Source organism: Actinocorallia longicatena (assembly GCF_039534125.1).
In the GTDB taxonomy this organism is placed as follows: domain Bacteria; phylum Actinomycetota; class Actinomycetes; order Streptosporangiales; family Streptosporangiaceae; genus Actinocorallia; species Actinocorallia longicatena.
Genome location: NZ_BAAAUV010000022.1, coordinates 1 through 25,294 on the forward strand (window position 1 = coordinate 1; position 25,294 = coordinate 25,294).

The 25,294-nt window shown below is 72.2% G+C and carries 25 protein-coding genes and 1 riboswitch; of the genes, 19 read left to right on the forward strand and 6 right to left on the reverse strand.

Annotated elements, in window-relative coordinates; genetic code table 11:
- From ABD785_RS31135 to ABD785_RS31195, 13 genes are all read left to right on the forward strand, one after another.
- Positions 1 to 820: glycosyltransferase (locus tag ABD785_RS31135; protein WP_344835478.1), on the forward strand; the 820-nt coding region annotated here is incomplete at its 5' end.
- A 116-nt stretch (positions 821 to 936) separates the two neighbouring features.
- Positions 937 to 3,105 (forward strand): acyl-CoA dehydrogenase family protein, encoded by a 2,169-nt coding sequence (locus tag ABD785_RS31140; protein WP_344835480.1) that lies wholly within the window; start codon positions 937 to 939, stop codon positions 3,103 to 3,105.
- 97 nt (positions 3,106 to 3,202) lie between these two features.
- Positions 3,203 to 3,697 (forward strand): hypothetical protein, encoded by a 495-nt coding sequence (locus tag ABD785_RS31145; RefSeq protein WP_344835481.1) that lies wholly within the window; start codon positions 3,203 to 3,205, stop codon positions 3,695 to 3,697.
- Positions 3,694 to 4,551 carry an AAA family ATPase gene (locus tag ABD785_RS31150; protein WP_344835483.1) on the forward strand — a complete coding sequence of 286 codons (858 nt, stop codon included), beginning with the start codon at positions 3,694 to 3,696 and terminating at the stop codon, positions 4,549 to 4,551. The genes ABD785_RS31145 and ABD785_RS31150 overlap by 4 nt, the downstream gene beginning before the upstream one ends.
- Positions 4,548 to 5,924 carry a vWA domain-containing protein gene (locus ABD785_RS31155; RefSeq protein WP_344835485.1) on the forward strand — a complete coding sequence of 459 codons (1,377 nt, stop codon included), beginning with the start codon at positions 4,548 to 4,550 and terminating at the stop codon, positions 5,922 to 5,924. The genes ABD785_RS31150 and ABD785_RS31155 overlap by 4 nt, the downstream gene beginning before the upstream one ends.
- A 73-nt stretch (positions 5,925 to 5,997) precedes the next feature.
- Complete coding sequence (locus ABD785_RS31160; protein WP_344835486.1) at positions 5,998 to 8,244, forward strand: sensor histidine kinase; 2,247 nt, start codon at positions 5,998 to 6,000, stop codon at positions 8,242 to 8,244.
- Positions 8,241 to 8,678 carry a roadblock/LC7 domain-containing protein gene (locus ABD785_RS31165; RefSeq protein WP_344835487.1) on the forward strand — a complete coding sequence of 146 codons (438 nt, stop codon included), beginning with the start codon at positions 8,241 to 8,243 and terminating at the stop codon, positions 8,676 to 8,678. Before ABD785_RS31160 ends, ABD785_RS31165 begins: the two co-directional genes overlap by 4 nt.
- Positions 8,675 to 9,148 carry a DUF742 domain-containing protein gene (locus ABD785_RS31170; RefSeq protein WP_344835488.1) on the forward strand — a complete coding sequence of 158 codons (474 nt, stop codon included), beginning with the start codon at positions 8,675 to 8,677 and terminating at the stop codon, positions 9,146 to 9,148. The genes ABD785_RS31165 and ABD785_RS31170 overlap by 4 nt, the downstream gene beginning before the upstream one ends.
- Positions 9,138 to 9,692, forward strand: coding sequence for a GTP-binding protein (locus ABD785_RS31175; RefSeq protein WP_344835490.1), 555 nt, complete (start codon positions 9,138 to 9,140; stop codon positions 9,690 to 9,692). Before ABD785_RS31170 ends, ABD785_RS31175 begins: the two co-directional genes overlap by 11 nt.
- Before the next feature lie 136 nt (positions 9,693 to 9,828).
- Positions 9,829 to 12,123: a sensor histidine kinase gene (locus ABD785_RS31180; protein WP_344835491.1), complete on the forward strand. Its 2,295-nt coding sequence runs from the start codon at positions 9,829 to 9,831 to the stop codon at positions 12,121 to 12,123.
- A 6-nt stretch (positions 12,124 to 12,129) separates the two neighbouring features.
- Positions 12,130 to 12,552: a roadblock/LC7 domain-containing protein gene (locus tag ABD785_RS31185; RefSeq protein ID WP_344835492.1), complete on the forward strand. Its 423-nt coding sequence runs from the start codon at positions 12,130 to 12,132 to the stop codon at positions 12,550 to 12,552.
- The gene (locus tag ABD785_RS31190) at positions 12,549 to 13,013 is read left to right on the forward strand and encodes a DUF742 domain-containing protein (protein ID WP_344835494.1); all 465 of its coding nucleotides are present in this window, start codon (positions 12,549 to 12,551) and stop codon (positions 13,011 to 13,013) included. Before ABD785_RS31185 ends, ABD785_RS31190 begins: the two co-directional genes overlap by 4 nt.
- Positions 12,937 to 13,566, forward strand: a complete 630-nt coding sequence (locus tag ABD785_RS31195; RefSeq protein ID WP_425547840.1) for a GTP-binding protein — start codon at positions 12,937 to 12,939, stop codon at positions 13,564 to 13,566. The genes ABD785_RS31190 and ABD785_RS31195 overlap by 77 nt, the downstream gene beginning before the upstream one ends.
- Here ABD785_RS31195 and ABD785_RS31200 read toward each other — a convergent pair.
- Together ABD785_RS31200 and ABD785_RS31205 are read right to left on the reverse strand one after the other, a co-directional pair.
- The gene (locus tag ABD785_RS31200; RefSeq protein ID WP_344835496.1) at positions 13,563 to 14,099 is read right to left on the reverse strand and encodes a TetR/AcrR family transcriptional regulator; all 537 of its coding nucleotides are present in this window, start codon (positions 14,097 to 14,099) and stop codon (positions 13,563 to 13,565) included. The genes ABD785_RS31195 and ABD785_RS31200 overlap by 4 nt on opposite strands.
- 69 nt (positions 14,100 to 14,168) lie before the next feature.
- Positions 14,169 to 14,498: an SPW repeat protein gene (locus ABD785_RS31205; protein WP_344835497.1), complete on the reverse strand. Its 330-nt coding sequence runs from the start codon at positions 14,496 to 14,498 to the stop codon at positions 14,169 to 14,171.
- A gap of 254 nt (positions 14,499 to 14,752) precedes the next feature.
- Positions 14,753 to 14,857, forward strand: a riboswitch (guanidine-I (ykkC/yxkD leader).
- Positions 14,858 to 14,908: 51 nt separating this feature from the next.
- Between ABD785_RS31205 and ABD785_RS31210 the strand changes: the two genes are divergently transcribed.
- From ABD785_RS31210 to ABD785_RS31220, 3 genes are read left to right on the forward strand one after another with little or no spacing between them, the layout of a single operon-like run.
- Positions 14,909 to 15,925, forward strand: coding sequence for an ABC transporter substrate-binding protein (locus tag ABD785_RS31210; RefSeq protein ID WP_344835498.1), 1,017 nt, complete (start codon positions 14,909 to 14,911; stop codon positions 15,923 to 15,925).
- Positions 15,922 to 16,764 (forward strand): ABC transporter permease, encoded by an 843-nt coding sequence (locus tag ABD785_RS31215; protein ID WP_344835499.1) that lies wholly within the window; start codon positions 15,922 to 15,924, stop codon positions 16,762 to 16,764. The genes ABD785_RS31210 and ABD785_RS31215 overlap by 4 nt, the downstream gene beginning before the upstream one ends.
- On the forward strand, positions 16,761 to 17,498 hold the full coding sequence (locus ABD785_RS31220; RefSeq protein ID WP_344835500.1) for an ABC transporter ATP-binding protein: 738 nt from the start codon (positions 16,761 to 16,763) through the stop codon (positions 17,496 to 17,498). Before ABD785_RS31215 ends, ABD785_RS31220 begins: the two co-directional genes overlap by 4 nt.
- A 4-nt stretch (positions 17,499 to 17,502) precedes the next feature.
- Here ABD785_RS31220 and ABD785_RS31225 read toward each other — a convergent pair whose 3' ends face one another.
- The 4 genes from ABD785_RS31225 to ABD785_RS31240 form a co-directional block, all read right to left on the reverse strand.
- The gene (locus tag ABD785_RS31225; RefSeq protein ID WP_344835501.1) at positions 17,503 to 18,384 is read right to left on the reverse strand and encodes an alpha/beta hydrolase; all 882 of its coding nucleotides are present in this window, start codon (positions 18,382 to 18,384) and stop codon (positions 17,503 to 17,505) included.
- 112 nt (positions 18,385 to 18,496) lie between these two features.
- The gene (locus ABD785_RS31230; RefSeq protein WP_344835502.1) at positions 18,497 to 19,156 is read right to left on the reverse strand and encodes a response regulator; all 660 of its coding nucleotides are present in this window, start codon (positions 19,154 to 19,156) and stop codon (positions 18,497 to 18,499) included.
- Complete coding sequence (locus ABD785_RS31235; RefSeq protein WP_344835504.1) at positions 19,153 to 20,379, reverse strand: sensor histidine kinase; 1,227 nt, start codon at positions 20,377 to 20,379, stop codon at positions 19,153 to 19,155. The genes ABD785_RS31230 and ABD785_RS31235 overlap by 4 nt, the downstream gene beginning before the upstream one ends.
- A 66-nt stretch (positions 20,380 to 20,445) precedes the next feature.
- Positions 20,446 to 21,360 carry a bifunctional helix-turn-helix transcriptional regulator/GNAT family N-acetyltransferase gene (locus ABD785_RS31240; protein WP_344835505.1) on the reverse strand — a complete coding sequence of 305 codons (915 nt, stop codon included), beginning with the start codon at positions 21,358 to 21,360 and terminating at the stop codon, positions 20,446 to 20,448.
- A 52-nt stretch (positions 21,361 to 21,412) separates the two neighbouring features.
- Between ABD785_RS31240 and ABD785_RS31245 the strand changes: the two genes are divergently transcribed.
- From ABD785_RS31245 to ABD785_RS31255, 3 genes are all read left to right on the forward strand, one after another.
- On the forward strand, positions 21,413 to 22,549 hold the full coding sequence (locus ABD785_RS31245) for a methyltransferase domain-containing protein (protein ID WP_344835506.1): 1,137 nt from the start codon (positions 21,413 to 21,415) through the stop codon (positions 22,547 to 22,549).
- 108 nt (positions 22,550 to 22,657) lie between these two features.
- Positions 22,658 to 24,598, forward strand: coding sequence for an ATP-binding protein (locus tag ABD785_RS31250; protein ID WP_344835507.1), 1,941 nt, complete (start codon positions 22,658 to 22,660; stop codon positions 24,596 to 24,598).
- Positions 24,595 to 25,254 (forward strand): response regulator, encoded by a 660-nt coding sequence (locus tag ABD785_RS31255; protein WP_344835509.1) that lies wholly within the window; start codon positions 24,595 to 24,597, stop codon positions 25,252 to 25,254. Before ABD785_RS31250 ends, ABD785_RS31255 begins: the two co-directional genes overlap by 4 nt.
- Positions 25,255 to 25,294 lie beyond the last annotated feature (40 nt).

A 25,294-nucleotide genomic window follows, 5' to 3' on the forward strand; every position in this document is an offset into this window, starting at 1 on the left:
CCGCGGCCCGCCGCCGGGCCGCGGCGGGCTGAGGTTCGCTGCGGCGGGCCCTCCGGTCGTCGTGACGCTGCACAACGCGCTGATCACCGGCGGGGCGGTCGGGGCGGTCTACGGCGCCCTGGAGCGCGTCGTGGCCAGGGGGGCGACGGCGGTGCTGGGCGTCTCGCCCGATCTCGAGGAGCGGATGCGGGAGCTCGGAGCGGATGACGTCGGCCGGGCGCTGGTCCCGGCGCCGCCGCACCGGGGGGCGCCGGCCGCCAGGGACGGGGTGCGGGAGGAACTCGCGGCGGGGGACCGGATGGTCGTCCTCACCGTGGCCAGGCTCGCAGAGCAGAAGGGGCTGCCCGATCTGCTGAAGGCCGCGGCCCTGCTCAGGGAGCGGCCGATGCTCTTCGTCGTGGCGGGGGACGGTCCGCTGGACGGCCTCCTCCGCGAGACCATCAGCTCGGACGATCTTCCTGTGCGGCTGCTGGGCCGCCGCAGCGACGTCCCGGAGCTGCTGGCGGCGGCCGACATCGTGGCCGTTCCGAGCGTCTGGGAGGGGCAGCCGCTGTTCGTCCAGGAGGCCCTTGAGGCGGGGCGGCCGATCGTCGCCACCGCGGTGGGTGGTATCCCGGAGATGGTGGGGGACGCGGCGCTGCTCGTCCCGGCCGGGGACGGGGCGGCCCTCGCGGGGGCGCTGGGCCGCTTCGTCGACGAGCCGGGCCTGACGGTGCGGATGGGGGCCGCGGCGGCCCAGCGGGCGCTTTCGCTGCCCGACGAGGACGCCGCGACGGACCAGCTTTCCGAGCTTTATGCCCGGATTCGCCCAGGAAAGTAGTTGTGAGTAGAGTCACCTCTGCCAACAGACTGAATCCAGTTCTAGAATGAAGCTCGACAACCGGGACCGCACCTCTGGACGGTGCCCGGACCGAGCTTTCATGGAGAGGTGCGCGCATGGCCATCGGGCTGACCGAGGAGCACGAGGACCTGGCCGAGTCGGTCCGCGGGTTCGCCGAGCGGTACATCACTCAGGCGGTCGTGCGGGACCTGCTCGACGCCGAGGAGGAGAACCGCCCGGCGTTCTGGGCCGGGCTGGCCGAACAGGGCCTGCTGGGACTGCACATCGCGGAGGAGCACGGCGGCCAGGGCTTCGGCCTGCTGGAACTCGCGGTGGTCCTGGAGGAGCTGGGCCGGGCCGTCGCGCCGGGGCCCTTCCTGCCGACCGTGTTCGCCAGCGCCGTCATCCAGGCGAGCTCCAACCCCAAGGCGCACGCGCTGCTCGAGGCGCTCGCCACCGGCGAGAAGACCGCCGCCGTGGCGATCTCCGGCGGTTTCGGCGGCTCCCATGACGCCCTGAGCGGCACCGTCGAGCCCGTCCTCGGCGCGGCCCTCGCCGACCTGATCGTCGCCAGGGCCGGGAACGAGTGGGTCGTCCTGGACGCCTCCCAGGTGAGCGTCACCCCGCTGCCCAGCCTCGACAAGGTACGCCGGGTGGCCCGGGTCGAGGCCGACGGCGCGTCCGTCCCCGCCGACCGGGTCCTCGACGGCGTCACCGACGAGAAGGTCCGTGACCTCGCCTCGGTGCTGCTGGGGGCCGAGGCCGCCGGCGCGGCGTCCTGGTGCGTCACCACCGCGTCGGAGTACGCGAAGGTCCGTGAGCAGTTCGGCCGCCCGATCGGCCAGTTCCAGGGAGTCAAGCACAAGGCCGCCCGGATGCTGATCGGCCTCGAGCAGGCCCGCGCCGCCGTCTGGGACGCCGCCCGCGCCGTCCAGGAGGGTGAGGACAAGGCGCACTTCGCCGCGGCCGTCGCCGCGGTGATCGCCCCCGAGGCCGCCGCCCAGATCGCCCGCGACGCCATCCAGATCCTCGGCGGCATCGGCTTCACTTGGGAGCACGACGCCCACGTCTACCTGCGCCGCACCCTGGCGATCAAGGCACTGCTCGGCTCCGGCAAGGACTGGGCGGCCGACGTCGCCGACCTGGGCCTGGCTGGCGGGCGCCGCGAGGTCGAGCTGGAGCTCGACGACGACACCGCCCCGATCCGCGAGCGGATCCGCACCGAGATCGAGCCGCTCAAGGCCATCGAGGGCAAGAACGAGCTCAACGCCGCGATGGGCGACCAGGGCTGGACCGTCCCGCACTTCCCGACCCCCTGGGGCCGGGGCGCGAACCCGATCGAGCAGATCCTCATCCAGCAGGAGCTGCGCGCCGCCAAGATCAAGTCTCCGAACCTGGTGATCGGCGCCTGGCTGGTGCCCTCGCTGGTGGCCTACGGAACCGAGGAGCAGAAGGAGCGCTTCCTGCGCCCGACGCTCCGCGGCCAGATCGTCTGGTGCCAGCTGTTCTCCGAGCCCGGCGCGGGCTCCGACCTGGCGTCGCTGTCGATGAAGGCCGAGCGGGTCGAGGGCGGCTTCAAGCTGACCGGCCAGAAGATCTGGACGTCGGTCGCCCAGTTCGCCCAGTGGGGCTTCTGCATCGCCCGGACCAGCAGCGAGGGCTCCAAGCACGACGGCATCACCTACTTCCTGGTCGACATGAAGGCCCAGGGCGTCGAGGTCAGGCCGCTGCGCGAGCTGACCGGCGAGGCCCTGTTCAACGAGGTCTTCCTCGACGAGGTCTTCGTGCCCGACGACTGCGTGGTCGGCGAGGTCGACAAGGGCTGGCAGGTCGCCCGCAACACCCTGTCGAACGAGCGCGTCTCGCTGTCGACCGGCGGCGGCCTGGGCATGGGCGTGCCCGAGCTGCTCGAATGGTTCAAGGGCAAGGAGCTCGGCACGATCGCCAAGGCCGAGGTCGGCAAGCTGATCGCCCAGGGCCAGTCGATCGACCTGCTGGGCCTGCGCACCACCCTCAAGCAGCTCAACGGAGTCAGCCCCGGCGCCGAGGCCTCGGTCCGCAAGCTGCTCGGCGTCCAGTTCAACCAGGACGTCGCCGACTACTGCTACGCCTCCCAGGGGGAGCTGGCGGCGGTCGAGGAGGTCATGGCGCCGACCGGCATCGTCGCCCGCGCGATGCTGTTCAGCCGTGCGATGACGATCTACGGCGGCACCACCGAGGTCCAGCTCAACATCATCGGTGAACGTCTCCTCGGCCTGCCCCGCGACCCGGAGCCCGGCAAGTAACAAGGCGGAAAAGGACCCCCGGAGATCTTCCGGGGGTCCTACCACTGGGTAAACTGCGCCGAATCTCCCCACCCCACCCGTCGTCGGAGGCCCACCCGTGAAACCGCTCGCGCTCGCTCTGGCCGGACTGCTCGTGCTCACCACCGCCTGCGGCGGCGGCAAGAAGGACGACACCGTCACCAAGCCCGAGACCGGCACCTCGAGCCAGCCGCAGGCGGGTTCCACCGACCCGGCGGGGGAGGAGCCGACCCTCGACCCGAAGGTCGCCGCGACCCCGCCCAGCCCCACCGAGAAGCTGCCGCCCGCGCCCACGGCCAAGCCCAAGCAGGTCACCGAGCTGGTCGGCAAGTGGAACGGCTCCAGCCCCGCCAACGACTACTTCGTCTTCAACGCCAAGGGCCAGGGCAAGTTCGTCGCCGGCGGCAAGGAGCTGTGGACCGGGACCGCCTTCCCGGTCTCCAAGCACACCTACCGGCTCTCCTGGGAGGGCGGCGACCCCGGTGTCACCTACTGGCAGGTCGAGATCAAGGACGGCAAGCTGATCTTCGCCGCCAACCAGCAGACCTACGAGAAGGACGCCAAGAAGAAGTGAGCCTTTTCTCCTCGCCCGGGCAGGTCGCCGAGGCCCTCGCCGGCTCCGGCTACCTGACCGATCAGGCCATCGCCACCACGGTCTTCCTGGCCGACGCCCTCGGCAAGCCCCTGCTCGTCGAGGGCCCCGCGGGAGTCGGCAAGACCGAGCTGGCCAAGGCCGTCGCGGCCGCCACGGACGCCGAGCTGATCCGCCTGCAGTGTTACGAGGGCCTCGACGAGGCCCGCGCCCTGTACGAGTGGAACTACAAGAAGCAGCTCCTGCGCATCCAGGCCGCGGGCGACCAGTCCTGGGACGAGACCCACGACGACATCTTCAACGAGGACTTCCTGCTGGAGCGGCCGCTGCTGGCCGCGATCCGGCGCGACGACCCGACCGTCCTGCTCATCGACGAGACCGACAAGGCCGACGTCGAGGTCGAGGGCCTGCTCCTGGAGGTCCTGTCGGACTTCCAGGTGACGATCCCCGAGCTCGGCACCATCGCCGCGAGGCGCCGGCCGTTCGTGGTCCTCACCTCCAACGCCGCCCGCGAGCTGTCGGAGGCGCTCAAGCGCCGCTGCCTCTACCTGTACCTCGACTACCCTTCGGCCGAGCGGGAACGTGACATCGTCCTGTCGCGCGTCCCGGGGATCGAGGCGGCCCTCACCGAGCAGCTCGTCGCGACCATCGGCGCGCTGCGCGGGCTGGAGATCAAGAAGCAGCCCTCGATCGCCGAGACGATCGACTGGGCCCGCACGCTGCTCGCCCTCGGCCTGGACACCCTCGACGAGGAGACCGTCAAGGCCACCCTCGGAGTCGTCCTCAAGCACGTCTCCGACCAGCAGAGGGCCGTCAAGGAACTGAAGCTCGGATGAGCCTCGTCGACCGGCACACCGGATTCGTGCACGCCCTGCGCGAGGCCGGGCTGCCGGTCTCCCTGGCCGAGGGACTGGACGCCGCCCGCGCGCTCCAGCACATCGACCTGCTCGAACGCGAGACCCTGCGCGGCGCCTACGCGGCCACCCTCGTGAAGCGCCCCGCCCACCGCGAGACCTTCGACACCCTCTTCGAGCTGTGGTTCCCCTCGGCGCTCGGCGCGGGCGTCACCGGCCGCGACCGGCCCGCCGACGCACCGCGCTCCACCGTGCCGCCCGCCCTCGACCCCGAGGTCCAGGAGATGCGCGGGGAGCTGTTCGAGCTGCTGCTGGAGGGTGACGACACCGCGCTCCGGCAGTTCGCCCGGCTGGCCGTCGGGCAGTTCGGCCGCACCCCGCAGGGCACCTCCTGGTTCTCCTCCGGCGTCCTGCGCGCCATGTCGGCCGACACGCTCATGGCGTCGCTGCTCAACGCCGTCCTCGGCGCGGGGGAGCGCAGCAAGTGCGCCGAGCAGGCCGCCCGCCAGCGCTTCCGCGACCGCATCGGCCGGTTCGAGGCGCTGGTCGCCACCGAGGTCCGCCGCCGCATCGCCGAGGACACCGGGGTGCAGCGCACCGCCAGGATCGCGGTCCGCCCGCCGCTGGAGAAGCTCGACTTCAACCGCGCGGGCCGCGCCGAGCTCCGGTCGCTGCGCCGCGAGATCTATCCCCTCGCCCGGCGCCTCGCCGCCCGGCTGATCCAGAAGAACCGGCACGGCGACCGCGGCCGCCTGGACTTCCGCCGGACGGTCCGCGCCTCGCTCTCCACCGGCGGCGTCCCGCTGACCACGCACCACAAGCCGAAGCGCCCGCACAAGCCCGAGCTCGTCATCCTGTGCGACGCCTCCGACTCCTGCCAGGCCTTCGCGCACTTCACCCTGCTGCTCACCTTCGCGCTCCGCGAGCAGTTCACCAAGGTCAGGGCGTTCGCGTTCATCGACTCCACCGACGAGATCACCAAGTTCTTCGCCCCCGGAGTGGACGTGACCGACGCCATGCAGCGGCTCGCGAAGGAGGCCGATCTCGTCTGGCTGACCGGCCGTAGCAACTACGGCCACGCCTTCAAGGTCTTCGACGACAAGTACGCCGACGCGATCAACTCCAAGACGTCCCTGCTCGTCCTCGGCGACGCCCGCTCCAACTACGGCGACCTCGCGCTGCCGATCGTCCGGCGGATGGCGGCCACGGCCCGGCACGCCTACTGGCTCAATCCCGAGCCCGTCCGGGACTGGAACACCGGTGACTCCGCGGCCGAGGAGTACGGAGACGTCATCGAAATGCATGAATGCCGCAATCTCACCCAGTTGGCGGAGTTCGTCGAACTGCTTGCCTGAAAAGGCCCCGCGACTTAGAGCACATGCCGTACAACGGGGAGTGAGCATCCCGTAACCGTACGGAGATTCCAACGTGGCCCATCTGCACACGATCCGATCCCGGATCGCGCTCGTCCTGGCCGTTCCCACCGCGCTGCTGGTCGTCGTCGCCCTCCTCGGGGTGGCCGCCCAGTTCCGTGTGGCGAGGGACGCCGAAGAGACCGCCCAGAACGTCGAACTCGTGCTGACCGCTCAGGAACTCGTCCACTCCTTGCAGAAGGAGCGCGGGTACAGCGTCGGCCTGACGGGCGGCGAGTCCTCCTACCGCACCCCCCTCGACCGGCAGCGCAAGACCTCCGACGCCGCCAGGACCGCGCTCGGTGACCTGCTGGCGGGCGCGCCGTCGACGGCCGCCGGGCGCATCCGCAAGGCCGGGGACGGCCTCACGCCGCTGTCCTCCGTGCGCGAGGCCGTCGACGCCCGCAAGGCCTCGAAGGCCGAGATCTCCACCTTCTTCTCGACCTCCATCGGCGCCCTGAACGACGCGATGTTCGCCGCCGACGTCGGCCAGGGCGACGCCGAGCTGAGGCAGGGCCTCGCCGCGCTGCGCGCGCTGAGCGTCGCCAAGGAGTTCAGCGGGCGGGAGCGCGCCACCCTCAACGGCGTCTTCGCCTCCGGTCGCTTCACCCACGCCGAGTACGAGCAGTTCTCCGAGCTGCGCGCCGATCGCAGGTCAGCCCTCGCGGAGTTCCACCGGCTGGCGGCCGTCCCGGAGTGGACGCGGGCGCTCGACGCGACGCTGCGCACCCCGCAGGCCGTCACGATGCTCGGCCTGGAGGAGCACGCGCTCGACGGGCCCGGCAGCAGGCGGCTCGGGGTCGAGCCGGAGACCTGGTGGAACGCCAGCACCGCCTATATCGACGACCTGCACCGGGTGCAGCTCAGCGTCGGCTCCGGCATCAAGAACCGGGCGGAGGCCGTCATCGACGCCTCCCACATGACCCTCTTCCGCTACTTCGGCGCCCTCGCCGTCCTGCTGCTCGCCGCGGCGGGGCTGGGATACGTGACCTTCCGGGCGATCGTCCGGCCGCTGCGCAGGCTCACCCGCGAGGCCATGGAGGCCGCCGAGTACCGGCTGCCCGAGGCCGTCGCCCGGATCCAGGCCGCGGAGGACCCCGCGGGGATCACCCTCGACCTCGGCCCGCACCGGGCGCGCCGGCGAGCGGACGAGTTCACCGCCGTCGCCGACGCCCTCGACCACCTCCAGGAGTGCGCGGTGCGGCTCGCGATCGAGCAGGCGGTGATGCGCCGCAACGCCTCGGAGTCGCTGGCGAACCTGGGGCGCCGCAACCAGAACCTGGTGCGGCGGCAGCTCGGCTTCATTTCCGCGCTGGAGAAGGAGGAAGCCGACCCCAACGAGCTGGCGAACCTGTTCGAGCTCGACCATCTCGCGACCCGGATGCGCCGCAACGCCGAGTCGCTGCTGGTCCTGGTCGGCGAGCACAGCCCGCGCCGCTGGAGCGGGCCGATCCCGCTCGGCGACGTGCTGCGCTCGGCGCTCGCCGAGGTCGAGGACTACCGCAGGGTCGTCCTGCGCAGGATCGACGAGGGGATGGTGCGCGGAGCGGTCGCCGCCGAGCTGTCGCACCTGCTGGCGGAGCTGATCGAGAACGCCCTGACGTTCTCCCCGCCCGACCAGGAGGTCGAGCTGTCGGCCCGGACGGCCGGAGACGAGGTCCACATCGCCATCGTCGACGCCGGGATCGGGATGCGGCCCGAGGCCCTGGAGGCCGCCAACGCCAAGCTCCGCGGCGAGCGGTCGTTCCTGGTCCAGCCGACCCGCGACCTCGGCCACTTCGTCGTCGGCAGGCTCGCCGAACGTCTCGGTGTCCGGGTGCGGCTGCACGACTCGCCGCTCAACGGCATCACGGCCAGGGTCACCCTCGGCGGGGCGGTCATGGAGGAGCCGTCAGCGCCCCGCCACCGCGCCCCCCGGCCCGCGCCCGCGAGGCCCCGCCCGGTCGCCGAGCCCGCCGCGCGGACCACCGAGCCCCCGGCAGGGGACGAGGCCGGCATGCAGAGGACCAGGATCGAGCCCGCCTTCGGCGGCACGACCGCCAACGGGCTCGCCAGGCGCGGCACCCGCGACGGCGGCGAGCAGCGGGCCCGCAGGCCCGAGCAGCGCAGGTCCGCACCGGCACCGGTCGGCCGCACCCCGGGGGAGGTGTCGATGATGCTGACCGCGTTCCGTTCCGGCTACCAGAGCGCGGCACCGGAGCCCGCGACGCCGGACGGCCCGGATCCGCGCAAGCGGCACGGAGAAGGGAAGGAACGGCCATGACCCGGGACACTTCCGAGACACAGAGCTTCAACTGGCTGCTGGGCACCTTCGTGAACCGCACCGACGGCGTCACCGACGCGGTGGCCGTCTCCTCCGACGGGCTGCTCATGGCGATGTCGGACGGGCTCGACCGCAAGGGGGCCGAGCGGCTCGCCGCGATCGTGTCGGGGATGACGAGCCTCGCGCGCAGCGCGTCCCGCCAGTACGGGTTCGACGGCCTGCGCCTCGTCATGGTCGAGATGCAGCGCGGTTTCCTGCTGGTGTCGGCGATCTCCGACGGGTCCTGCCTGGGCGTCGTCGCCGACGCCCACTGCGATCTCGGGCTCGTCGGCCATGAGATCGCCGTCCTGTGCGACCGGTTCGGGCTGCTGCTGACCCCGCAGATGGTGGCCGAGCTGAAGAACGAGGTGCTGCGAGGAGAGGTGCTGCGATGAGGGGTTCCGCGATGGGCTGGGGAGAAGACGATCTCGGGCCGAGGCTGCCCGGTCCGCGTGCGGTCCAGAAGGAGCAGGAGCCGCGGCGGGCGCCGTTCACCCCGCCTCCCTCGGTGCCCGCGGCCGACGAGGAGGACCACGGGGCGATCGTCCGCCCGTTCGTGCTGACCGGCGGCCGGACCCGGCCCGTGGACGAGCGGCTCCGTGTCGAGACCATGATCAGCGCACTGCCCGCGGCGCTCTCGGCGCCGCTCACCTTCGAACGGCGGCGGATCGTGCGGCTGTGCCAGCGCCCGCTCTCGGTCGCCGAGCTGGCGGGCCGGCTCGGGGCGCCGATCGGGGTCACCCGGGTGCTGGTCGCCGACCTGCTGGCCGAGCGGTTCGTGACCGTCCATGACCACCTCGGCATGGACGACGGCCGGCTCCTGTCGGTGCTGGAACGGATCCGGGAGGGCGTCCGTGCCCTCTGACCAGGTGATCTCGGCGAAGATCATTGTCTCCGGCGGCTTCGGGGTCGGGAAGACGACCTTCGTCGGGGCGATCTCGGAGATCGAGCCCCTGACGACCGAGGCGGCGATGACCGACGCCGCCGCCGGCATCGACGACTCGGCCGGGGTGGAGCGCAAGACCACGACGACCGTCGCGTTCGACTTCGGCCGCATCACCTTCGACGCCTCCCTCGTGCTCTACCTGTTCGGCACCCCGGGCCAGGAGCGGTTCGCCTTCCTCTGGGACGACCTGATCGAGGGGGCGATCGGAGCGATCGTCCTGGTCGACACCCGCCGCATAGACCAGGCCTTCCCCTGCCTGGACTACTTCGAGGACACCGGCATCCCCTTCGCGATCGGCGTCAACGAGTTCCCCGGCGGCAGGCACTACGACCTGGCGGAGATCCGCGAGGCGATGGGCGTTCCCGACGGCGTCCCGCTGGTCCGCTGTGACGCCCGCGAGCGCTCGTCGGTCAAGGAGGTCGTGATCGCCCTGCTCGACAGCGCGATCCACGCCTACGCCTGACGTGGCCCGATCCGAACTCACACGCGGTCCGTTTCCGGGTGAGGTGACCTCAACGGGCGAAGTACCGGTCGGCAACGACCCGGAAATACGCCGCCCCTAGCTTCGCGGGCATGCCAGCCCAGCCTCAGGGACAGCGATGAGCGGCCGCCGCAGGGCCGCGCCGCGGTCACCCGCCAGCCTTCCCGCCTCCGCCCCCACCTCCCGGTGGCGCTGGCGGGGGCGCTCGATCCGCGCCCGGATCGCCCTGATCCTCACCGTGCCGACGGCCCTGCTCGTCGTCGCCGCCTCCTTCGGCGTCCTCACCCAGCTGAGCGCGTCGAGGGAGGCCTCGGCGACGGCGGAGAACGTCGAGCTGGTGCTGACCGCGCAGGAACTCGTGCACTCCCTGCAGAAGGAACGCGGGCTGAGCGTCGGGTTCGTCGGCGGCGCCGCGGACTACAAGCCGCTGATCGAGACGCAGCGCCGGTCCTCCAACGCCGCCCGCGGCACCCTCGACCGGGCCCTGGCGGCGAACCCGTCGGCGGTGGCCGGGCGGATCAGGACGGCCGAGGCCGAGCTCGGACGGCTCGGTGCCGTCCGCGGCGCCGTCGACTCCGGCCAGACCACCAAGGCCGACGTCTTCGCCTTCTACTCGGCGGGCATCGCCGCGCTGAGCGAGGCGATGTTCCCCGGAGACATCGGCGAGGGCGACCGTGCGCTGCGGACCGGGATGGCGGCCCTGCGCGCGCTGAGCGCGGGCAAGGAGCAGGCCGGACGGGAACGGGCCACCCTCAACGGCGTGTTCGCCTCCGGTTCGTTCAGCCGGGCCGAGTACCCGCTGTTCAACGACATCAGGGCCGCCAAGCAGGCCGGGTTCGACGAGTTCAGGCGGCTCGCCGCACCGGCCTGGGCGGACGCCTTCGACGCCGCGTCCAGCACCCCGCAGGCCTCCACGATGCTGGCCCTGGAGCAGAAGGCGCAGAACTCCCCGACGGCCGAGCGGCTCGGCGTCCAGCCGAGGACCTGGTGGGCGGCGATCACGGCGTTCATCGACGACCTGCACGACGTCCAGGTGAAGGTCGGCGCCGAGATCTCCGCCAGGGCCGGCACGATCAAGGCGGAGTCCCGCACGAGGCTGCTGGCCTACGCGGGCGGCGCGGTGGCCGTCTCGCTCGCGGCGCTGCTGCTGGGCCTGCTGACCTTCCGGTCGATCGTGCGTCCGCTGGCCGCCCTGACCGGCGAGGCCCACGACGCGGCCGAGAAGCGCCTCCCCGAGGCGGTCGCCCGGATTCAGGGCGCCGAGGACCCGGGCGCCGTGGTGCTGGAGCGGCCCGGGTCGGGGCTGGCCGGGCGCCGGGACGAGTTCGCCGAGGTCGCCCGCGCGCTGGACCACCTCCAGGAGACCGCGGTGCGGCTCGCCGTCGAGCAGGCGGTGATGCGCCGCAACACCGCGGAGTCGCTGGCGAACCTGGGGCGCCGCAACCAGAACCTGGTGCGGCGGCAGCTCGGCTTCATCTCCGCGCTGGAGAAGGAGGAGGCGGATCCGAACCAGCTGGCGAACCTGTTCGAGCTCGACCATCTCGCGACCCGGATGCGCCGCAACGCCGAGTCGCTGCTGGTCCTGGTCGGTGAGCACAGCCCGCGCAAGTGGTCGGGGACGATCTCCGTCGGCGACATCCTGCGCTCGGCGCTCGCCGAGGTCGAGGACTACCGCCGGGTCGTCCTGCGCCGGGTCGACGACGGGCTGATGCGCGGAGCGTCCGGCGCGGAGGTCTCCCATCTGCTGGCCGAGCTGATCGAGAACGCCCTGATGTATTCTCCGCCCGACCAGGAGGTCGAGGTGTCGGCGCGGGCGATCGGCGGCGAGTACCACATCGCGATCGTCGACGCCGGGATCGGGATGGGCCCGGAGGCGCTCGCCGAGGCCAACGGCAGGCTCCGAGGCGAGCGGTCGTTCCTGGTGAGGCCGACGCGCGACCTCGGCCACTTCGTGGTCGGCCGGCTGGCCGTCCGGCTCGGCGTCCGGGTGTGGCTGCACGACTCGCCGCTCAACGGGGTCACCGCCCGGGTGGTGCTGCCCGGCTCGGTCATGTCGGTGCCCGAGACGCGCCCGGCCGAGCCCGCCGGGCCGCCCGCGGCCGCACGGCCGCTGACGCGCACCGCCGGGCGCCCGGAACCCGATCCCGGCGGGGGCTCGGTGCGGACCCTCGCCCCGCCGCCTCCGTACGCCGGGGAGACCACCGCGAACGGGCTGATGAAACGGCCTCCGCGCACGCCCGGCGGGCACCGCAGGGCCGAGTCCGCCGCACCGCCCGTGCCGCCGGATCCGCCGGTCGACCGGACGCCCGGCGAGGTGTCCACCATGCTCACCAACTTCCGTTCCGGATACCAGCGGGCCGCCGACGGCTCGCAGCGGCAGGAACGCGACACCGACCCCGGAAGGGAGAACTGATCTGCGATGGCACAGGCGATTTCCGAGGTGCAGAGCTTCAACTGGTTCCTCGCCAACTTCGTGCGGGCGACCGACGGCGTCACCGACACCGTGGCGGTGTCCTCGGACGGGCTGCTCATGGCGATGTCGGACGGGCTCGACCGCAAGGGGGCCGAGCGGCTCGCCGCGATCGTGTCGGGGATGACGAGCCTGGCGCGCAGCGCGTCCCGGCAGTACGGGTTCGACGGGCTGAAGCTCGTCATGGTGGAGATGCGGCGCGGCTTCCTGCTGGTGTCGGCGATCTCCGACGGGTCGTGCCTCGGCGTGGTGGCGACCTCGCACTGCGATCTCGGGCTGGTCGGCCACGAGATCGCGCTGCTGTGCGAGCGGTTCGGCGGGCTGCTGACCCCGCAGATCGTGGCCCAGCTCAAGAACGAGGTCCTGCGATGACCTGGAGAGACGACGGCCTCGGGCCGCGGCTGCCCGATCCGCGGATGATCGAGGTGCGGGAGGAGGCGCGGTGGGTGGTGCCGCCGTCCGCGCCGACCGTCCCGGTGCCGGCCGACGACGAGGAGGACCACGGCGCGGTCGTGCGGCCGTTCGTCCTCACCGGCGGGCGGACCCGGCCGGTGGACGAGCGGCTGCGGGTCGAGACGCTGGTCAGCGCCGCTCCCGCCGCGCTGTCGGCACCGCTCACCTTCGAGCGGCGGCAGATCGTCCACCTGTGCCAGCGGCCGGTCTCGGTCGCCGAGATCGCGGGCGCGCTCGGCGCTCCGGTGGGTGTCGCGCGGGTCCTGATCGCTGACCTGGTCAGCGAGCGGCTGGTCACCGTCCATGACCATCTGGGCCTGGCCGACGCCAGGTCCCGTCCCATCCTCGAGAGGATCCGAGAAGGTGTCCGTGCCCTCTGACCAGGTGATCTCGGCGAAGATCATTGTCTCCGGCGGCTTCGGGGTCGGGAAGACGACCTTCGTCGGGGCGATCTCGGAGATCGAGCCCCTGACGACCGAGGCGGCGATGACCGACGCCGCCGCGGGGATCGACGACACCTCGGGGGTGGAGCGCAAGACCACGACGACCGTCGCGTTCGACTTCGGCCGCATCACCCTCGACCGGTCGCTGGTGCTGTACCTGTTCGGCACGCCGGGGCAGGAGCGGTTCGCCTTCATGTGGGACGACCTGATCGAGGGGGCGATCGGCGCGGTCGTCCTGGTCGACACCCGCCGCATCGACCAGTGCTACCCCTCGCTCGACTTCTTCGAGGAGATGGGCATCCCGTTCGCGGTGGGCGTCAACCGGTTCCCCGACGGCGCGCACTACGAGCTGCCCGAGATCAGGGAGGCGCTCGGCCTCCAGGACCGGATCCCGCTGGTCCACTGCGACGCCCGCGACCGCGCCTCGGTCAAACAGGTCGTCGTCGCCCTGCTCGACAGCGCGATCGTGGCGACGACCGCCGCGGGCTAGGAGAGGGCGCGGCTGATGAGGTCGGCGAGGGCGTCGGGGTCGACGCGGTCGCCGGTGAGCTGGAAGAGGCTCTCCTGGTAGAGCAGGACGGTCGCGAAGGTCGCGGCGGCGATCTCCAGGCGGGCGGCGTCGCCGCGGGCTCCGGGCAGGGCCAGTTCGAGGCCGCGGCGGGCGTGCCCGACCAGCTCGCGGTTGACGGCGCCGAGCCGTTCGCGGACCGACTTGTGGGTCTCGGCCTCGCGGAACAGGATCCGGCGCATGCTCGGCGACGCCCGCAGCGGGATCCGGGACGCCAGCCGCCGCAGGGCCCCGGCCGGGTCGCCGGGGTGCGGTTCGTCGGGCAGGACCTCGATCCGGGTGCGTTCGTCGACCAGGGTCAGCAGCACGTCCATCTTCTGCGGGAAGTAGTGGAAGACCAGGCCCTTGGGCACGCTCGCCAGTTCCGCGATCCGGGCCGTGGAGGTCGCCTCGTAGCCGGTCTCGGCGAACAGCTCCTCGGCCGCGTCGAGGATGCGGGTACGCGAGTCGTTCATGGAAACCCCCGACGGAATGGGTGATGGTCCCGGTGCCGTACCCGGCGCCGGGACCACCTCACGCGTCTGTCAGGTTTCGGCCGCGGCCCGGGTGGTGCCGTACAGCGCGACGATAGCCGCCACGCCGCCCGCGATCCATGCCGTCCAGGCGGCACCGTTGTCACCGGTGAACTGCCACGCCCAGGGCGCGACGAAGAGGAGGGCCGCGAACGCCGTCGCGGTCCAGGCGGTCGGCCCGGCCGCGCCGAGGAGCGCGTAGAGGCCGGCCAGCAGCAGGAGCACGCCGAGGACCATCAGCGGCTGACGGCCCGCGCCGTCGGTCCACAGGTCGGGCGCGAGCAGCGCGGCGAGCCCGGCCAGAAAGGCCACCGCCGCTTCGTAGTTGAACTTCAGGGACATCCGCCACCTCCGGGGGATTGGACCGGGACTCCCTCGTCCCATCCGATAGATCCCCGGATTGACCGGACGGTCAATCAAGCCTTGAGGCCACAGCTTGCTCTCCTTCCGGCCAGAGCCACCTCACTTCGGTGGACGGCCTCGATCGGTCTGCGGTAAAGGGAGTGCGCGGTGCGATGCCAAGAGTCACGCGAGTGGAACGGCCGATTAACGCGTGCGAAACCGGACGGCGGTGTGCTGGTCCCGACTCGCAGCATGCGAGGCGCGTCTAGGGTTCCGCACCCTCCGGGGTGGGCTGGTCCGAGAGACGCAGGCGGCCGCCGGCGGCGGGCGTTCCACGGCGGGAGAAAAGCCCGGGAGGTCAGCCGACGCCCGGTCACGCGCCGGGCCAGCCCTGCGGAAGAGGCCCACACATGCGACTCCCTTCATCTCTCAGAGCCGCGCGGATCATCGGCGCGCTGGTCCTGTCCGGTGCCCTGATCAGCGCGTGCGGCGGGTCAGGAGACGAGGAGACCCCGGCCGGCCCCGCGAAGATCACGCTCGGCTTCTCGGCGTGGCCGGGATGGTTCCCGTGGCAGATCGCCCAGGAGAAGGGGCTGTTCGCGAAGAACGGCGTGACGGTCGATCTCAAGTACTTCGACAGCTACACCGACTCGCTCCAGGCACTGTCCACCGGCGCGATCGACGCCAACAGCCAGACGCTCAACGACACCCTGGCGTCGGTGTCGGGCGGGGCGAAGCAGACGATCGTCCTGGTCAACGACAACTCGACCGGCAACGACCAGATCATCGCCAGGCCCGGGATCGCCTCCCTCGCCGACCTCAAGGGCAAGACCGTCGCGGCCGAACAGGGCACCGTCGACCACTACCTGCTGCTGCTCGCCCTCAAGAAGGCCGGGCTGACGGAGAAGGACATCACCTTCAAGCCCCTCCCGACCGACGCCGCGGCCGCAGCGTTCGCCTCCGGCCAGGTCGACGCCGTCGGTGTGTTCGCGCCCTTCACCACGACCGCGCTGAAGCTCAAGGGCAGCAAGGCCATCGCGACGTCGAAGGACTTCCCCGGCGCGATCCCCGACCACCTCGTCGTGAAGCGCGACCTGGTCGAGAAGCAGGGACCGCAGGTGCAGGCGCTCGTCCAGACCTGGTTCGACACCCTGAAGTGGATCAAGGAGAATCCCGCCGAGGCCATCGGCATCATGGCGAAGCGGGCGGACGTCTCCCAGGACGACTACAAGTCCTACGACGCCGGGACCACGATCTTCTCCCTCGCCGACAACATCAAGGCGTTCGGGACGGGCGGCGAGCCCGTCAACCTGAACTTCCAGGCCGAACAGATCGCGACCTTCCTCGTCGACGCCGATCTGGCCGACGAGAAGCCCGCCCTGGACGGCCTGTTCGAGCCCAGGTTCCTGCAGGGCCTCAAGCCGTGACCGTCGCCTTGGACAAGGTCAGGACGCCGCTTCCCCGGCGGCGTCCGGCCCGGCGGATCCCCGCGCTGCTCAGCCTGGGCGTGCCGGTGCCGAAGACGTCCCGGTGGATCCTGCGGGCGGTCTCGGTGGCGGTTCCTCTCGGTCTGTGGTTCTTCGTCTGTGCGCTGGGCGTGGTGGAGAAGGAGTTCCTGCCGAGCCCGGCCGACACCTGGACGGCGGGGTGGGAGATGGCGCGGTCGGGTCAGCTCGCCGATGACGTCTGGGCGAGTTCGGCGCGGATCCTGTACGGCTTCGGCATCGCGGTGGTGATCTCTGTTCCGCTCGGCGTCCTGATGGGCGCGTTCCCCTCGGTGCAGGCGCTGCTGGAGCCGATCATCGGAATCCTGCGGTACCTGCCTGCGGCGGCGTTCATCCCGTTGCTGGTGATCTGGCTGGGGATCGGTGAGTCCTCGAAGGTCGCCCTGCTGGTGATCGGGGTGGTGTTCTTCAACACTCTGATGGTCGCCGATGCGGTGAAGGTGGTGCCGGCGGAGCTGCGGCAGGTGTCGGCGACGCTCGGCGCGCGGCAGGGCGAGATCCTCCGCAAGGTCGTGGTGCCTTACGCGTTCCCGGGGATTCTGGACGCGGTCCGGGTGAACTTCGCGGTCGCCTGGAACCTCGTCGTCGTCGCCGAGCTGATCGCCGCCGAGTCCGGCCTCGGCTACCGCATCTCGCGGGCGCAGCGTTTCCTGCAGAGCGACAAGATCTTCGCGATATTGATCGTGATCGGGCTGATCGGGCTGGCCATCGACGTGGTCCTCCGGCTGGTCCGCGACCGGATCGGAAGGTGGCAGCCGTGAGACTCGACAAGGTAGGCCGCGATTTCGGCACGACCCGTGCGCTGGAGGACATCACCCTCGAGATCCAGGACGGCGAGTTCGTGTGCATCGTCGGGGCCAGCGGCTCCGGCAAGTCGACCCTGCTGTCGCTGATCGCCGGGCTCGACGCCCCCACCACCGGGACCATCACCGTGGACGGCCGGCCGGTCACGGGCCCCGGTCCGGAACGCGGCCTCGTCTTCCAGACCGGGGCCCTCCACCCCTGGCGGACCGTCGAGGAGAACGTCGGCTTCGGGCTCGAACTGCTCAGGATGAAGAAGACCGAACGCCGCGAACGCGTCGCCTGGTATCTGGCGGAGGTGGGTCTGAGGGGTCTGGAGGGGCGGTTGCCGAGGGAGTTGTCGGGCGGGCAGCGTCAGCGGGTGGCGATCGCGCGGGCTCTGGTGTGTGAGCCGTCGGTGCTGCTGCTGGATGAGCCGTTCGGTGCTCTGGACTGTCAGACCAAGGACGACATGCAGGTGTTCCTGCGTCAGGTGTGGAAGGACACCGGTACCACCATCCTGATGGTCACCCATGATGTCGAGGAGGCCGTCTTCCTCGCCCAGCGGGTCGTCGTGTTCGCCAGCAGTCCCGGCCGCGTCGCCGCGGACCTGGCCGTCGCGCTGCCCCCCGACCGCGGTCTGCCGATCAAGCGCGAACCGGACTTCATCAAGCTCAGGGCCGAGGTCGACGACCTCGTGCGGGCGCACCGGTGAGCGTTCAGACCGGCCGGACCTCGCCGCCGCGGCCCAGGGAGATCAGGGAGAGGCTCCGCAGCGCCTCGCCCCCGGCGAAGAAGTAGCCGCTGTGACCGTTGCTCCCCGCGGGGAAGACGGTCGCGCCGAAGGACGCCGCCGTGGGGTCCTGGCCGAACCCCAGGCCGAGCCAGCGGACGTTCGGGATCCAGTCCATCCAGTCGCCGCTGGAGCGTCCCGCCCAGACCCGGGCGGAGGTGCGCAGGCCGGAGACCGTCGAGGCGGTCGTGCCCGGGCTTCCCGCGAGGGCGATGTCGGTGGCCTGGACCGCGTGGGCGGCCTTCGCGCAGACGACCGTCCCGTAGCTGTGGCAGACCAGGCTGAACCGGGCCGCGGGACGCGCGGCGCGCAGGCCGGAGACGAAGTCCTCCAGCAGCCCTGCCGCCTCGCGTGCCCGGCCGTCGTCGAGGACCGCGGGGCTGAGCGTGCGCGGCGCGTCGTAACCCATCCAGGCCACGACGGCGATCCGCTCACCGGGGGCGTCCGCCCTGGCCTGGTCGTAGAGGTTCCGCGCCGCGCCGCCGGCGAACTTGGGGGAGTCGAAGACGTCGAGGGTGTTGTCGGCGCCCGGCACCACGACGATGATCCGCCCGGCGGTGTCCAGGTCGCCCAGCGCCTCCACCGCCCGGCCCCTGCCACGGGCGTCGAACGCCAGCAGACGGCGTCCCCGCAGCGCGGTCAGCGCCCGGGCCCGGCCGTCGTCATGGACCCGCTCGGCGGTCGTGATCGCCGCGTCCAGATCGGCCCGGACGTCTCCGGTCGGCGCGGCGTAGGGGCCGGCCGACGCCGTTCCCGCGGTGAAGGTGGCGATCAGGCCGAGGGCAGAAACGGCGAGCATGCTCCGCATGGGGATTCCTCCGGGTCGTCAGGGGCGGCTGACGACCAAGCTAGGAATCGGTGCCCCTCGTCGTGATCACACCGCGGAGCCGTCATCAGAGGTCGTACCGGAGTGCCAGACGTCAGTCCCCGGGGCGGACGAGCCCCGTCTCGTAGGCGAAGACGATCGCCTGGGCGCGGTCGCGCAGGCCGAGCTTCATCAGCACCCGCCCGAAGTGGGTCTTGATGGTCTGCTCGGCGACGACCAGCTCGCCGGCGATCTCGGTGTTCGACAGGCCCCGCGCCACCAGGGACAGGACCTCGGTCTCCCGCTCGGTGAGGTCCTCGATCCGCTTCGCGGACGGCGCCGGACGGCCGCCCAGCCGGGAGAACTCGGCGATCAGGCGCTTGGTCACCGAGGGCGACAGCAGGGCGTCCCCCGCGGCGACGACCCGGACGGCGTTCGCCAGCTCCGCCGCCGAGGCGTCCTTCAGCAGGAAGCCGCTCGCCCCCGCCCGCAGCGCCTGGTAGACGTAGTCGTCGAGGTCGAAGGTGGTCAGGATGAGGATCTTGGGCGGGTCCTCGGCGGTGAGCAGGATCCTCGTCGCCTCCAGGCCGTCCATGACGGGCATCCGGACGTCCATGAGGACCACGTCGGGGCGGAGCTCCGCGACGACCTCGATCCCGGCCGCGCCGTCGGGGGCCTCGCCGACGACCTCGATGCCGGGCTGAACGTCGAGCAGGACCTTGAAGCCGCTGCGGACCATGCCCTGGTCGTCGACGATCACGACACGGATGGTCATGCGGCCCTCCCCAGCGGCAGCCTCGCCCGCACGGCGAACCCGCCCTCGTCCGTCGGCCCGGCGGACAGCTCGCCGCCGAGCATCGAGGCGCGCTCCCGCATCCCCACCATGCCGTGCCCGCCTCCGGGCGGGAACGGGACCCGGTCGCCGGGCGGACGGCCGTTCAGCACCGCCAGCTCCAGCAGGTCGGGCCGGTAGTCCAGGCTGACCAGCACGGCGGCGCCGGGGGCGTGCCGCATGGCGTTGCTGAGCGCCTCCTGGATGATCCTATAAGCGTTGAGGCCGAGGCCAGGGGGGAGCGGACGGGCCAGGCCCAGCACGGAGACCTCGACGGACAGGCCGGCGCTGCGGGCCGAGGCGACCAGGTCGTCCAGGCGGGCCAGGTCGGGCTGCGGCGCGGTCTCGCCGCCGTCCTCCTCCTGACGGAGCACGCCCAGCATCCGCCGGGTCTCGGCCAGGGCGTCCAGGGCGGTCGAGCGGATCTCCGCGAACGCGCCGGTGATCGGCTCGGGCAGGTCCGGTGCCAGGTAGGGGGCCGCCTCGGCCTGGATCGCGATCACCGACATGTGGTGGGCGACGACGTCGTGGAGTTCCCGGGCGATCCTCGTCCGTTCCTCCAGCACCGAGCGTTTCGCCTTCTCCTCGGCGCTCCTGGCCTCCTCGACGGCCAGCAGGGACTGGACCGAGCGCCGTGCCCGCACGTTGTAGCCGAACAGCGACGTCACGCCGAAGGCGACGACCAGGAGGATCACCACGAGACCACCGGCCAGCACCGGGGTCGCCACGACCGTGACCAGCCACACGCCCAGGACCGTCTCGGGCTCGCACCGCACCGCGACCGTGTAGAGGATCAGCATCATCGCCAGGCCGGGACCCCAGGCGGCCTCGGGCCGGTGGTCGGGTTCGCTGAGCACGAGCAGCAGCCAGCCCGCGAGCGCCGCGCGCCAGGCCACCAGCGGCCAGAGCCTGCGCAGCGCCAGCGGGCCGGTGGCCGCGATGGCCAGCACGACCAGCCCGGTGCCGATCGGCCGCGCCTCCTGGGAGTGCGGCGCGGTGTTGTTGGCGGCCATCAGCATCAGCAGGAACGCCAGGAGGAGGTCGGCGGCCTGCTGGACGGGGACGCCGAACAGGGCGCGTCCGGGCCGGGGCGCTTCGGGGGCGCCGGAGAACAGGGCGCCCCGCAGGGCGGTCCTGACCCGGACGAAAAGGGAGGGATCACTCACGGTGGCCAGGCTAGCCAGCGGGACACCGCGACCACGTGCCACCAGGGTCTGACGCCCGGCGTAGGACTACAGGGTGAGATGCCACCACTGCGCCAGCACGTCCTTGCCCCACTTGTGCTCCGGCCGCTCGGACTCGAGCGTGAACCCGGCCTTGACGTACAGGTGCCGCGAGGCGGGCAGGCCGTCCACCGTCCACAGGACCATCTCCTTGTAGCCCGCGTTCCGGGCGAAGTCCAGGCAGGTGCCGACGAGCGCCCGGCCGATGCCGAGGCCGCGGGCCTCCGGTTCGACCAGCAGCAGGCGGAGCTGGGCGACGAACCCCTCGCGGGCCGCGCGCATGCAGAAGATCGCGCCGACCGGGCGGCCGTCGAGCTCGGCGATCCAGCCGTTCTCGCACTCGGGATCGTGGTCGCGGCCGTATCCGGCGGCGATCTCCGCGCAGAGGGCCTCGTAGGAGGAGTCGTAGCCGCGGTTGGCGGCGTACCAGACGCCGTTGCGGGAGGCGACCCAGCCGAGGTCGCCGGGGCGCAGCGGCCGCAGCGACCAGGCGGCGGGGGAGGGGTCGTCGAGGGTCCGCTCGATCGTCTCCATCGCCTCGACCAGGCGATCGCGCCGCCCCTCGGGCAGGGGTTCGAGCAGGCGGCGGATCTGGTCGTCGGAGCGGGCGTCGAGGTCGGCGAAGACCGCGGAGCCCTCGGCGGTGAGCCGGACGAGCTGACGGCGGGCGTCGGCGTCCGAGCGGTGCCGGTCGACCAGGCCGTCGGACTCGAACCTGGCGAGGATGCGGCTGAGATAGCCGGCGTCCAGGCGCAGGCGCTCGCGGAGCCCCGCGGCCTCGGCCTCGCCCGCGTGGGCGATCTCGAACAGCACCCGCACCTCGGTGAGGGTGTAGGGGGAGGACAGCAGGCCCTCGTTCAGCACCCCGATGAGCTCGGTGTAGCGGCGGTTGAAGCGCCTGACGGCGTCGATCCGGTCATTCATTGACTCAGTCAAACATATGAGGGAGGGGAAAATCCAGGGTAGGAACGTCAGCGTGGGACGGGCCGAGGAACTGAACGCCGCGCTGGCCGGCGAGCTGGAGGCGGAGGGGATCCTGACCTCGCCGCGCTGGCGGGCCGCGCTCCTGGCCGTCCCGCGGCACCGCTTCGTGCCCGCGGCCGCCTGGGCGAGCCTGGACACGGGCGACCGGCAGGGGTTCCGGATCGACCGCGACGCCGATCCCGTCCGCTGGCTGGAGACCGCCTACGCCGACGCGGTGATCGTCACCCAGACCGAGGACGGGGCCGGCGACCCCACCCGGGGGCAGGGCGACGCGACCTCCTCCCTGTCGGCGCCCGGGATCGCCACCCTCTTCGGGGAGCTGCTCGACCCGCGCGGCCGGGTGCTGGAGATCGGGACGGGCTCGGGCTGGACCGCGGGGCTGCTGGCCCACCTCGCCGACGAGGTCGTCTCGGTGGAGATCGATCCCGTGCTCGCGGAGCGGGCCGAGGCGAACCTGGCCTTCCTCCGCAGGCGTCCCGAGGTGCTGACGGCCGACGCCGCCGCCCTCGCGTTCGCACCCTCCTCCTTCGACGGGCTGCACGTGACATGCGGGGTCGGCGAGCTGCCCTGGTCCTGGATCGCGGCGCTGCGCCCCGGCGGAAGGGGCGTGGTCCCGTGGAGCCCGCCGTTCGGGATGGGCCACCGGACACTCCTGGTCAGGACCGGCGAACAGGAGGCCGTCGGGACCTTCCACGGCCAGTGCGGGTACATGATGCTCCGCTCCCAGCGGGGCGAGCGCGGCAAGGTCTTCGAGTTCCTGCACCACTGGGAGGCGCGGGACAGCGAGCGGTCGCGGCTGCGGCCGTCCGACCTGACCGGTGGCGCCGGACCCGGCCGCCAGGCGGCGGAACTGCTGGTCAACGCGCTCGCCCCGGGGGTCGCCTACCGGTTGTTCGGCCGGTCGGGACGGCCGGGGCTGCTGCTGCACGAGACCGGGCCCGGCTCCCGGGAGAACGGGTCGTGGGCGCTGCTGGAGAACGGGGAACTGCACCGGTACGGGCCCCGCGACCTGGTCGGGGAGGTGCTGGAGGCCCTCGCCCACGGGCGTCCGGACGGGGAGGAGCTCGCCCTGAGGATCACCCCGGAAGGCCAGGTCCTGACGCTCGGCGGAGCACCGCTGACGCTCTGAGACCCGGACGGGAGGGTCGATCGGAGGGTGGAGACGGGCTCGTCCCGGCGGCGGAACCGTTCTGTCGGTGGTCCGGGGGAGACTGGTACGGGGACCGGAAGGGGGGCCGTGCGAACGCTGCTGAGGGCTCGGTCCGACGGCTGGCCGGCACCGTGGGACGTGGGGCTGCCCACCGTCATGGTGATCTGCCAGGTCTTCGTCGCGCCCTGGCTCGCCGAGGTGTCGAACCGGCCCATGAGCGCCACCGAGCGGCTGCTCGGCATGTTCGTCTACGGATCGTGCGTCTTCGTCCTGGTGTGGCGGCGGCGCTATCCCGAACTGGTCCTCGGCTACGTGTGCCTTGTGATCTTCGTGTCGGGATTCTGGCTCTCGGAGTTCGCCACCGAGGGCGCCATCCCGCCCGAGATCGTCGCCCTGTTCTCCCTGGCCGCCCACCGCGACTCCCGCAGGGCCCTCGCCGGGGTCGCCGCGGCGGCCGTCGCCGCGGTGCCCAGCCAGCTGGCGAAGACGCCGACAGAGCAGGGCGCGACCTTCCTGTTCGGGCTCGGCCTCGGCGTGCTGTTCGCCGCGCTCGGCCAGACCCGCTACCACCGGCGCCTGCACCGCGAGGAGGTCGCCCGGCGGGTCGCCGACGCCGAGACCGAACGCCGGCGGGCGGCGGCCGAGGAGCGCGAACGGCTCGCCAGGGACCTGCACGACGTGGCAGGCCACCACCTCAGCGCCGTCGTCGTCCACGCCTCCGCCGCGGCGCGGATCGCCGATCCCGCCCTGACGGCCGAGTCCCTGCGCCACGCCGCCTCCACCGGCCGCGAGGTGCTGGGAGCGCTCGGGCGCCTCGTCGACGTGGTCGGCGAGCCCACCGGCGCCTCGGCCTCCCTCGAATCGCTGCTCCCCGCGCTGGCCGAGGGCCTCACCAAGCTGGGCGTGCCGGTGACCCTGACGGTCGAGGGGCGTCCCGCCGAGCTGCCGCCCGCCCAGGTGGAGGCGTTCTACCGGATCGTCCAGGAGTCGCTGACCAACGCGATGCGCTACGGCCGCGCCCCGGTCGAGGTGGCCCTGGCCTACCTGCCGGACTCGGTCACGGTGACGGTCACCAACCCGTGCGGCCAGGGGGTGGCGGGCCTCGGCTCGGGGCGCGGCATCGCGGGGATGCGCGAACGCGCCGCGGCGCTCGGCGGCACCCTGGAGGCCGGTCCGCTGCCCGGCGACGGCGGCGGGCCCTCCGAGGTCTGGCGGGTCCTGGCCTCGGTGCCCCTGGCCGTCTCCGAGGGGGGCGGGCTGAGCTGGGCGAGGACCGTCGACGTGATGACGGCCGTCCTGACCTGGGCGCTGCCCATGGTGATCGTGTTCTCGCCCGATCCGGACGAGCCGCTGGCCACGGGGGCGGCGACCATAGCCGTGATGGCGGTGCTGCTGGCGCTGTCCTCGGTCCTGCTGCTGTGGCGCAGGACCGCGCCGTGGCGGGTGCTGGCCGGGCTGGTCGGGGTGTCCTGGCTGTGGCCGGCCGTGGTGATGACGGGCTGGCTGACACCGATCTCGCTGTGGATCTGGCTGTTCGCCTGGCCCGGTGAGGCCGTCGCGGTCGCCTCGGTGGCGATCTACGGCGCCCGCAGGCCGCCCCGGTGGCTGGCCGCGCCCACCGCGGGGCTCATCGGGCTCGTGCTCGGGTACGCGTCGGTCCACGAGGCCGCGCCGGACGACGATCCCCTCGTGGTCGCGATCGTGGCGTCGCTGGCCTGGACCCTGGCCGCCGCGGTGTTCTTCCTGCCGTTCTGGCTGTGGGGCAGGACCATCCTGCGCCGCAGGGAACGGGCCGCCCGATGGGAGCGCGACGTTCTGGACGCCATCGCCCGGCGCACCGCCGAGGTGGTGCGGGGCGAACGCCAGCAGATCGCCATCGGGCTGCGCGCCGAGGTGCTCTCGCACACCGCGCAGCTGGTGAAGGAGGCCGAACGCCCCGACGGCAGCCTCACCGAGATCGCCGCCGAGGGAAGGGCCGCCCTGGCGGGCATGCGTAAGCTTCTCGACGTGCTGGATGAGGCGACATGACGATCCGGGTGCTGATCGTGGACGACCAGATCGTGGTGCGGGCCGGTTTCGCGGCCGTCCTGGGCGGCGAGGACGACCTGACCGTCGTCGGCCAGGCGGGCGACGGGGCCGAGGCTCTCGAGCGGGCCACCGCGCTCCGCCCGGACGTCGTCCTGATGGACATCCGGATGCCCGGGACGGACGGCCTGACCGCCACCCCCGGGCTGGTCGCCCAGGGGATCAAGGTGCTGGTCCTGACGACCTTCCGGCGCGACGAGTACGTCTTCTCCGCGCTCAGGGCGGGGGCGTCGGGCTTCCTGCTGAAGGACTGCGAGCCGCAGGACCTCGTCGACGCCATCCGCACGGTCGCCTCGGGCGAGAGCCTGCTCGACCCGTCCGTCACCCGGAGCCTGATCGACGCCTTCGTCTCGGGCACCGTCGAGGTCTCGCCGCGCGTCAAGGAGCAGCTGGCCCAGCTCACCGAGCGGGAGCTGGCGGTGCTGCGCGAGGTGGCCAGGGGCCTGAGCAACGTCGAGGTCGCCGCGGTCCTCGGCATCCGGCCCACCACCGTGAAGACCCATGTCAACGCGCTCCTCGGCAAGCTGGGCCTCCGCGACAGGGTCCAGGCCACGATCTTCGCCTACGACGCCGGTCTCGTCCGTCCCGGCGCCTCCTGATCTACCCGCCCTTTGACCGGGCCGCCGCATGACCGCTGAG

What these genes read in the sequence shown, in the direction of transcription:
- ABD785_RS31140 (WP_344835480.1), top strand. Translation starts at nt 937, where the DNA reads ATGGCCATCGGGCTGACCGAGGAGCACGAGGACCTGGCCGAGTCGGTC.
- ABD785_RS31155 (WP_344835485.1), top strand. Translation starts at nt 4,548, where the DNA reads ATGAGCCTCGTCGACCGGCACACCGGATTCGTGCACGCCCTGCGCGAG.
- ABD785_RS31165 (WP_344835487.1), top strand. Translation starts at nt 8,241, where the DNA reads ATGACCCGGGACACTTCCGAGACACAGAGCTTCAACTGGCTGCTGGGC.
- ABD785_RS31170 (WP_344835488.1), top strand. Translation starts at nt 8,675, where the DNA reads ATGAGGGGTTCCGCGATGGGCTGGGGAGAAGACGATCTCGGGCCGAGG.
- ABD785_RS31180 (WP_344835491.1), top strand. Translation starts at nt 9,829, where the DNA reads ATGAGCGGCCGCCGCAGGGCCGCGCCGCGGTCACCCGCCAGCCTTCCC.
- ABD785_RS31185 (WP_344835492.1), top strand. Translation starts at nt 12,130, where the DNA reads ATGGCACAGGCGATTTCCGAGGTGCAGAGCTTCAACTGGTTCCTCGCC.
- ABD785_RS31190 (WP_344835494.1), top strand. Translation starts at nt 12,549, where the DNA reads ATGACCTGGAGAGACGACGGCCTCGGGCCGCGGCTGCCCGATCCGCGG.
- ABD785_RS31195 (WP_425547840.1), top strand. Translation starts at nt 12,937, where the DNA reads ATGACCATCTGGGCCTGGCCGACGCCAGGTCCCGTCCCATCCTCGAGA.
- ABD785_RS31200 (WP_344835496.1), bottom strand. Translation starts at nt 14,099, where the DNA reads ATGAACGACTCGCGTACCCGCATCCTCGACGCGGCCGAGGAGCTGTTC.
- ABD785_RS31205 (WP_344835497.1), bottom strand. Translation starts at nt 14,498, where the DNA reads ATGTCCCTGAAGTTCAACTACGAAGCGGCGGTGGCCTTTCTGGCCGGG.
- ABD785_RS31210 (WP_344835498.1), top strand. Translation starts at nt 14,909, where the DNA reads ATGCGACTCCCTTCATCTCTCAGAGCCGCGCGGATCATCGGCGCGCTG.
- ABD785_RS31225 (WP_344835501.1), bottom strand. Translation starts at nt 18,384, where the DNA reads ATGCGGAGCATGCTCGCCGTTTCTGCCCTCGGCCTGATCGCCACCTTC.
- ABD785_RS31230 (WP_344835502.1), bottom strand. Translation starts at nt 19,156, where the DNA reads ATGACCATCCGTGTCGTGATCGTCGACGACCAGGGCATGGTCCGCAGC.
- ABD785_RS31240 (WP_344835505.1), bottom strand. Translation starts at nt 21,360, where the DNA reads ATGAATGACCGGATCGACGCCGTCAGGCGCTTCAACCGCCGCTACACC.
- ABD785_RS31255 (WP_344835509.1), top strand. Translation starts at nt 24,595, where the DNA reads ATGACGATCCGGGTGCTGATCGTGGACGACCAGATCGTGGTGCGGGCC.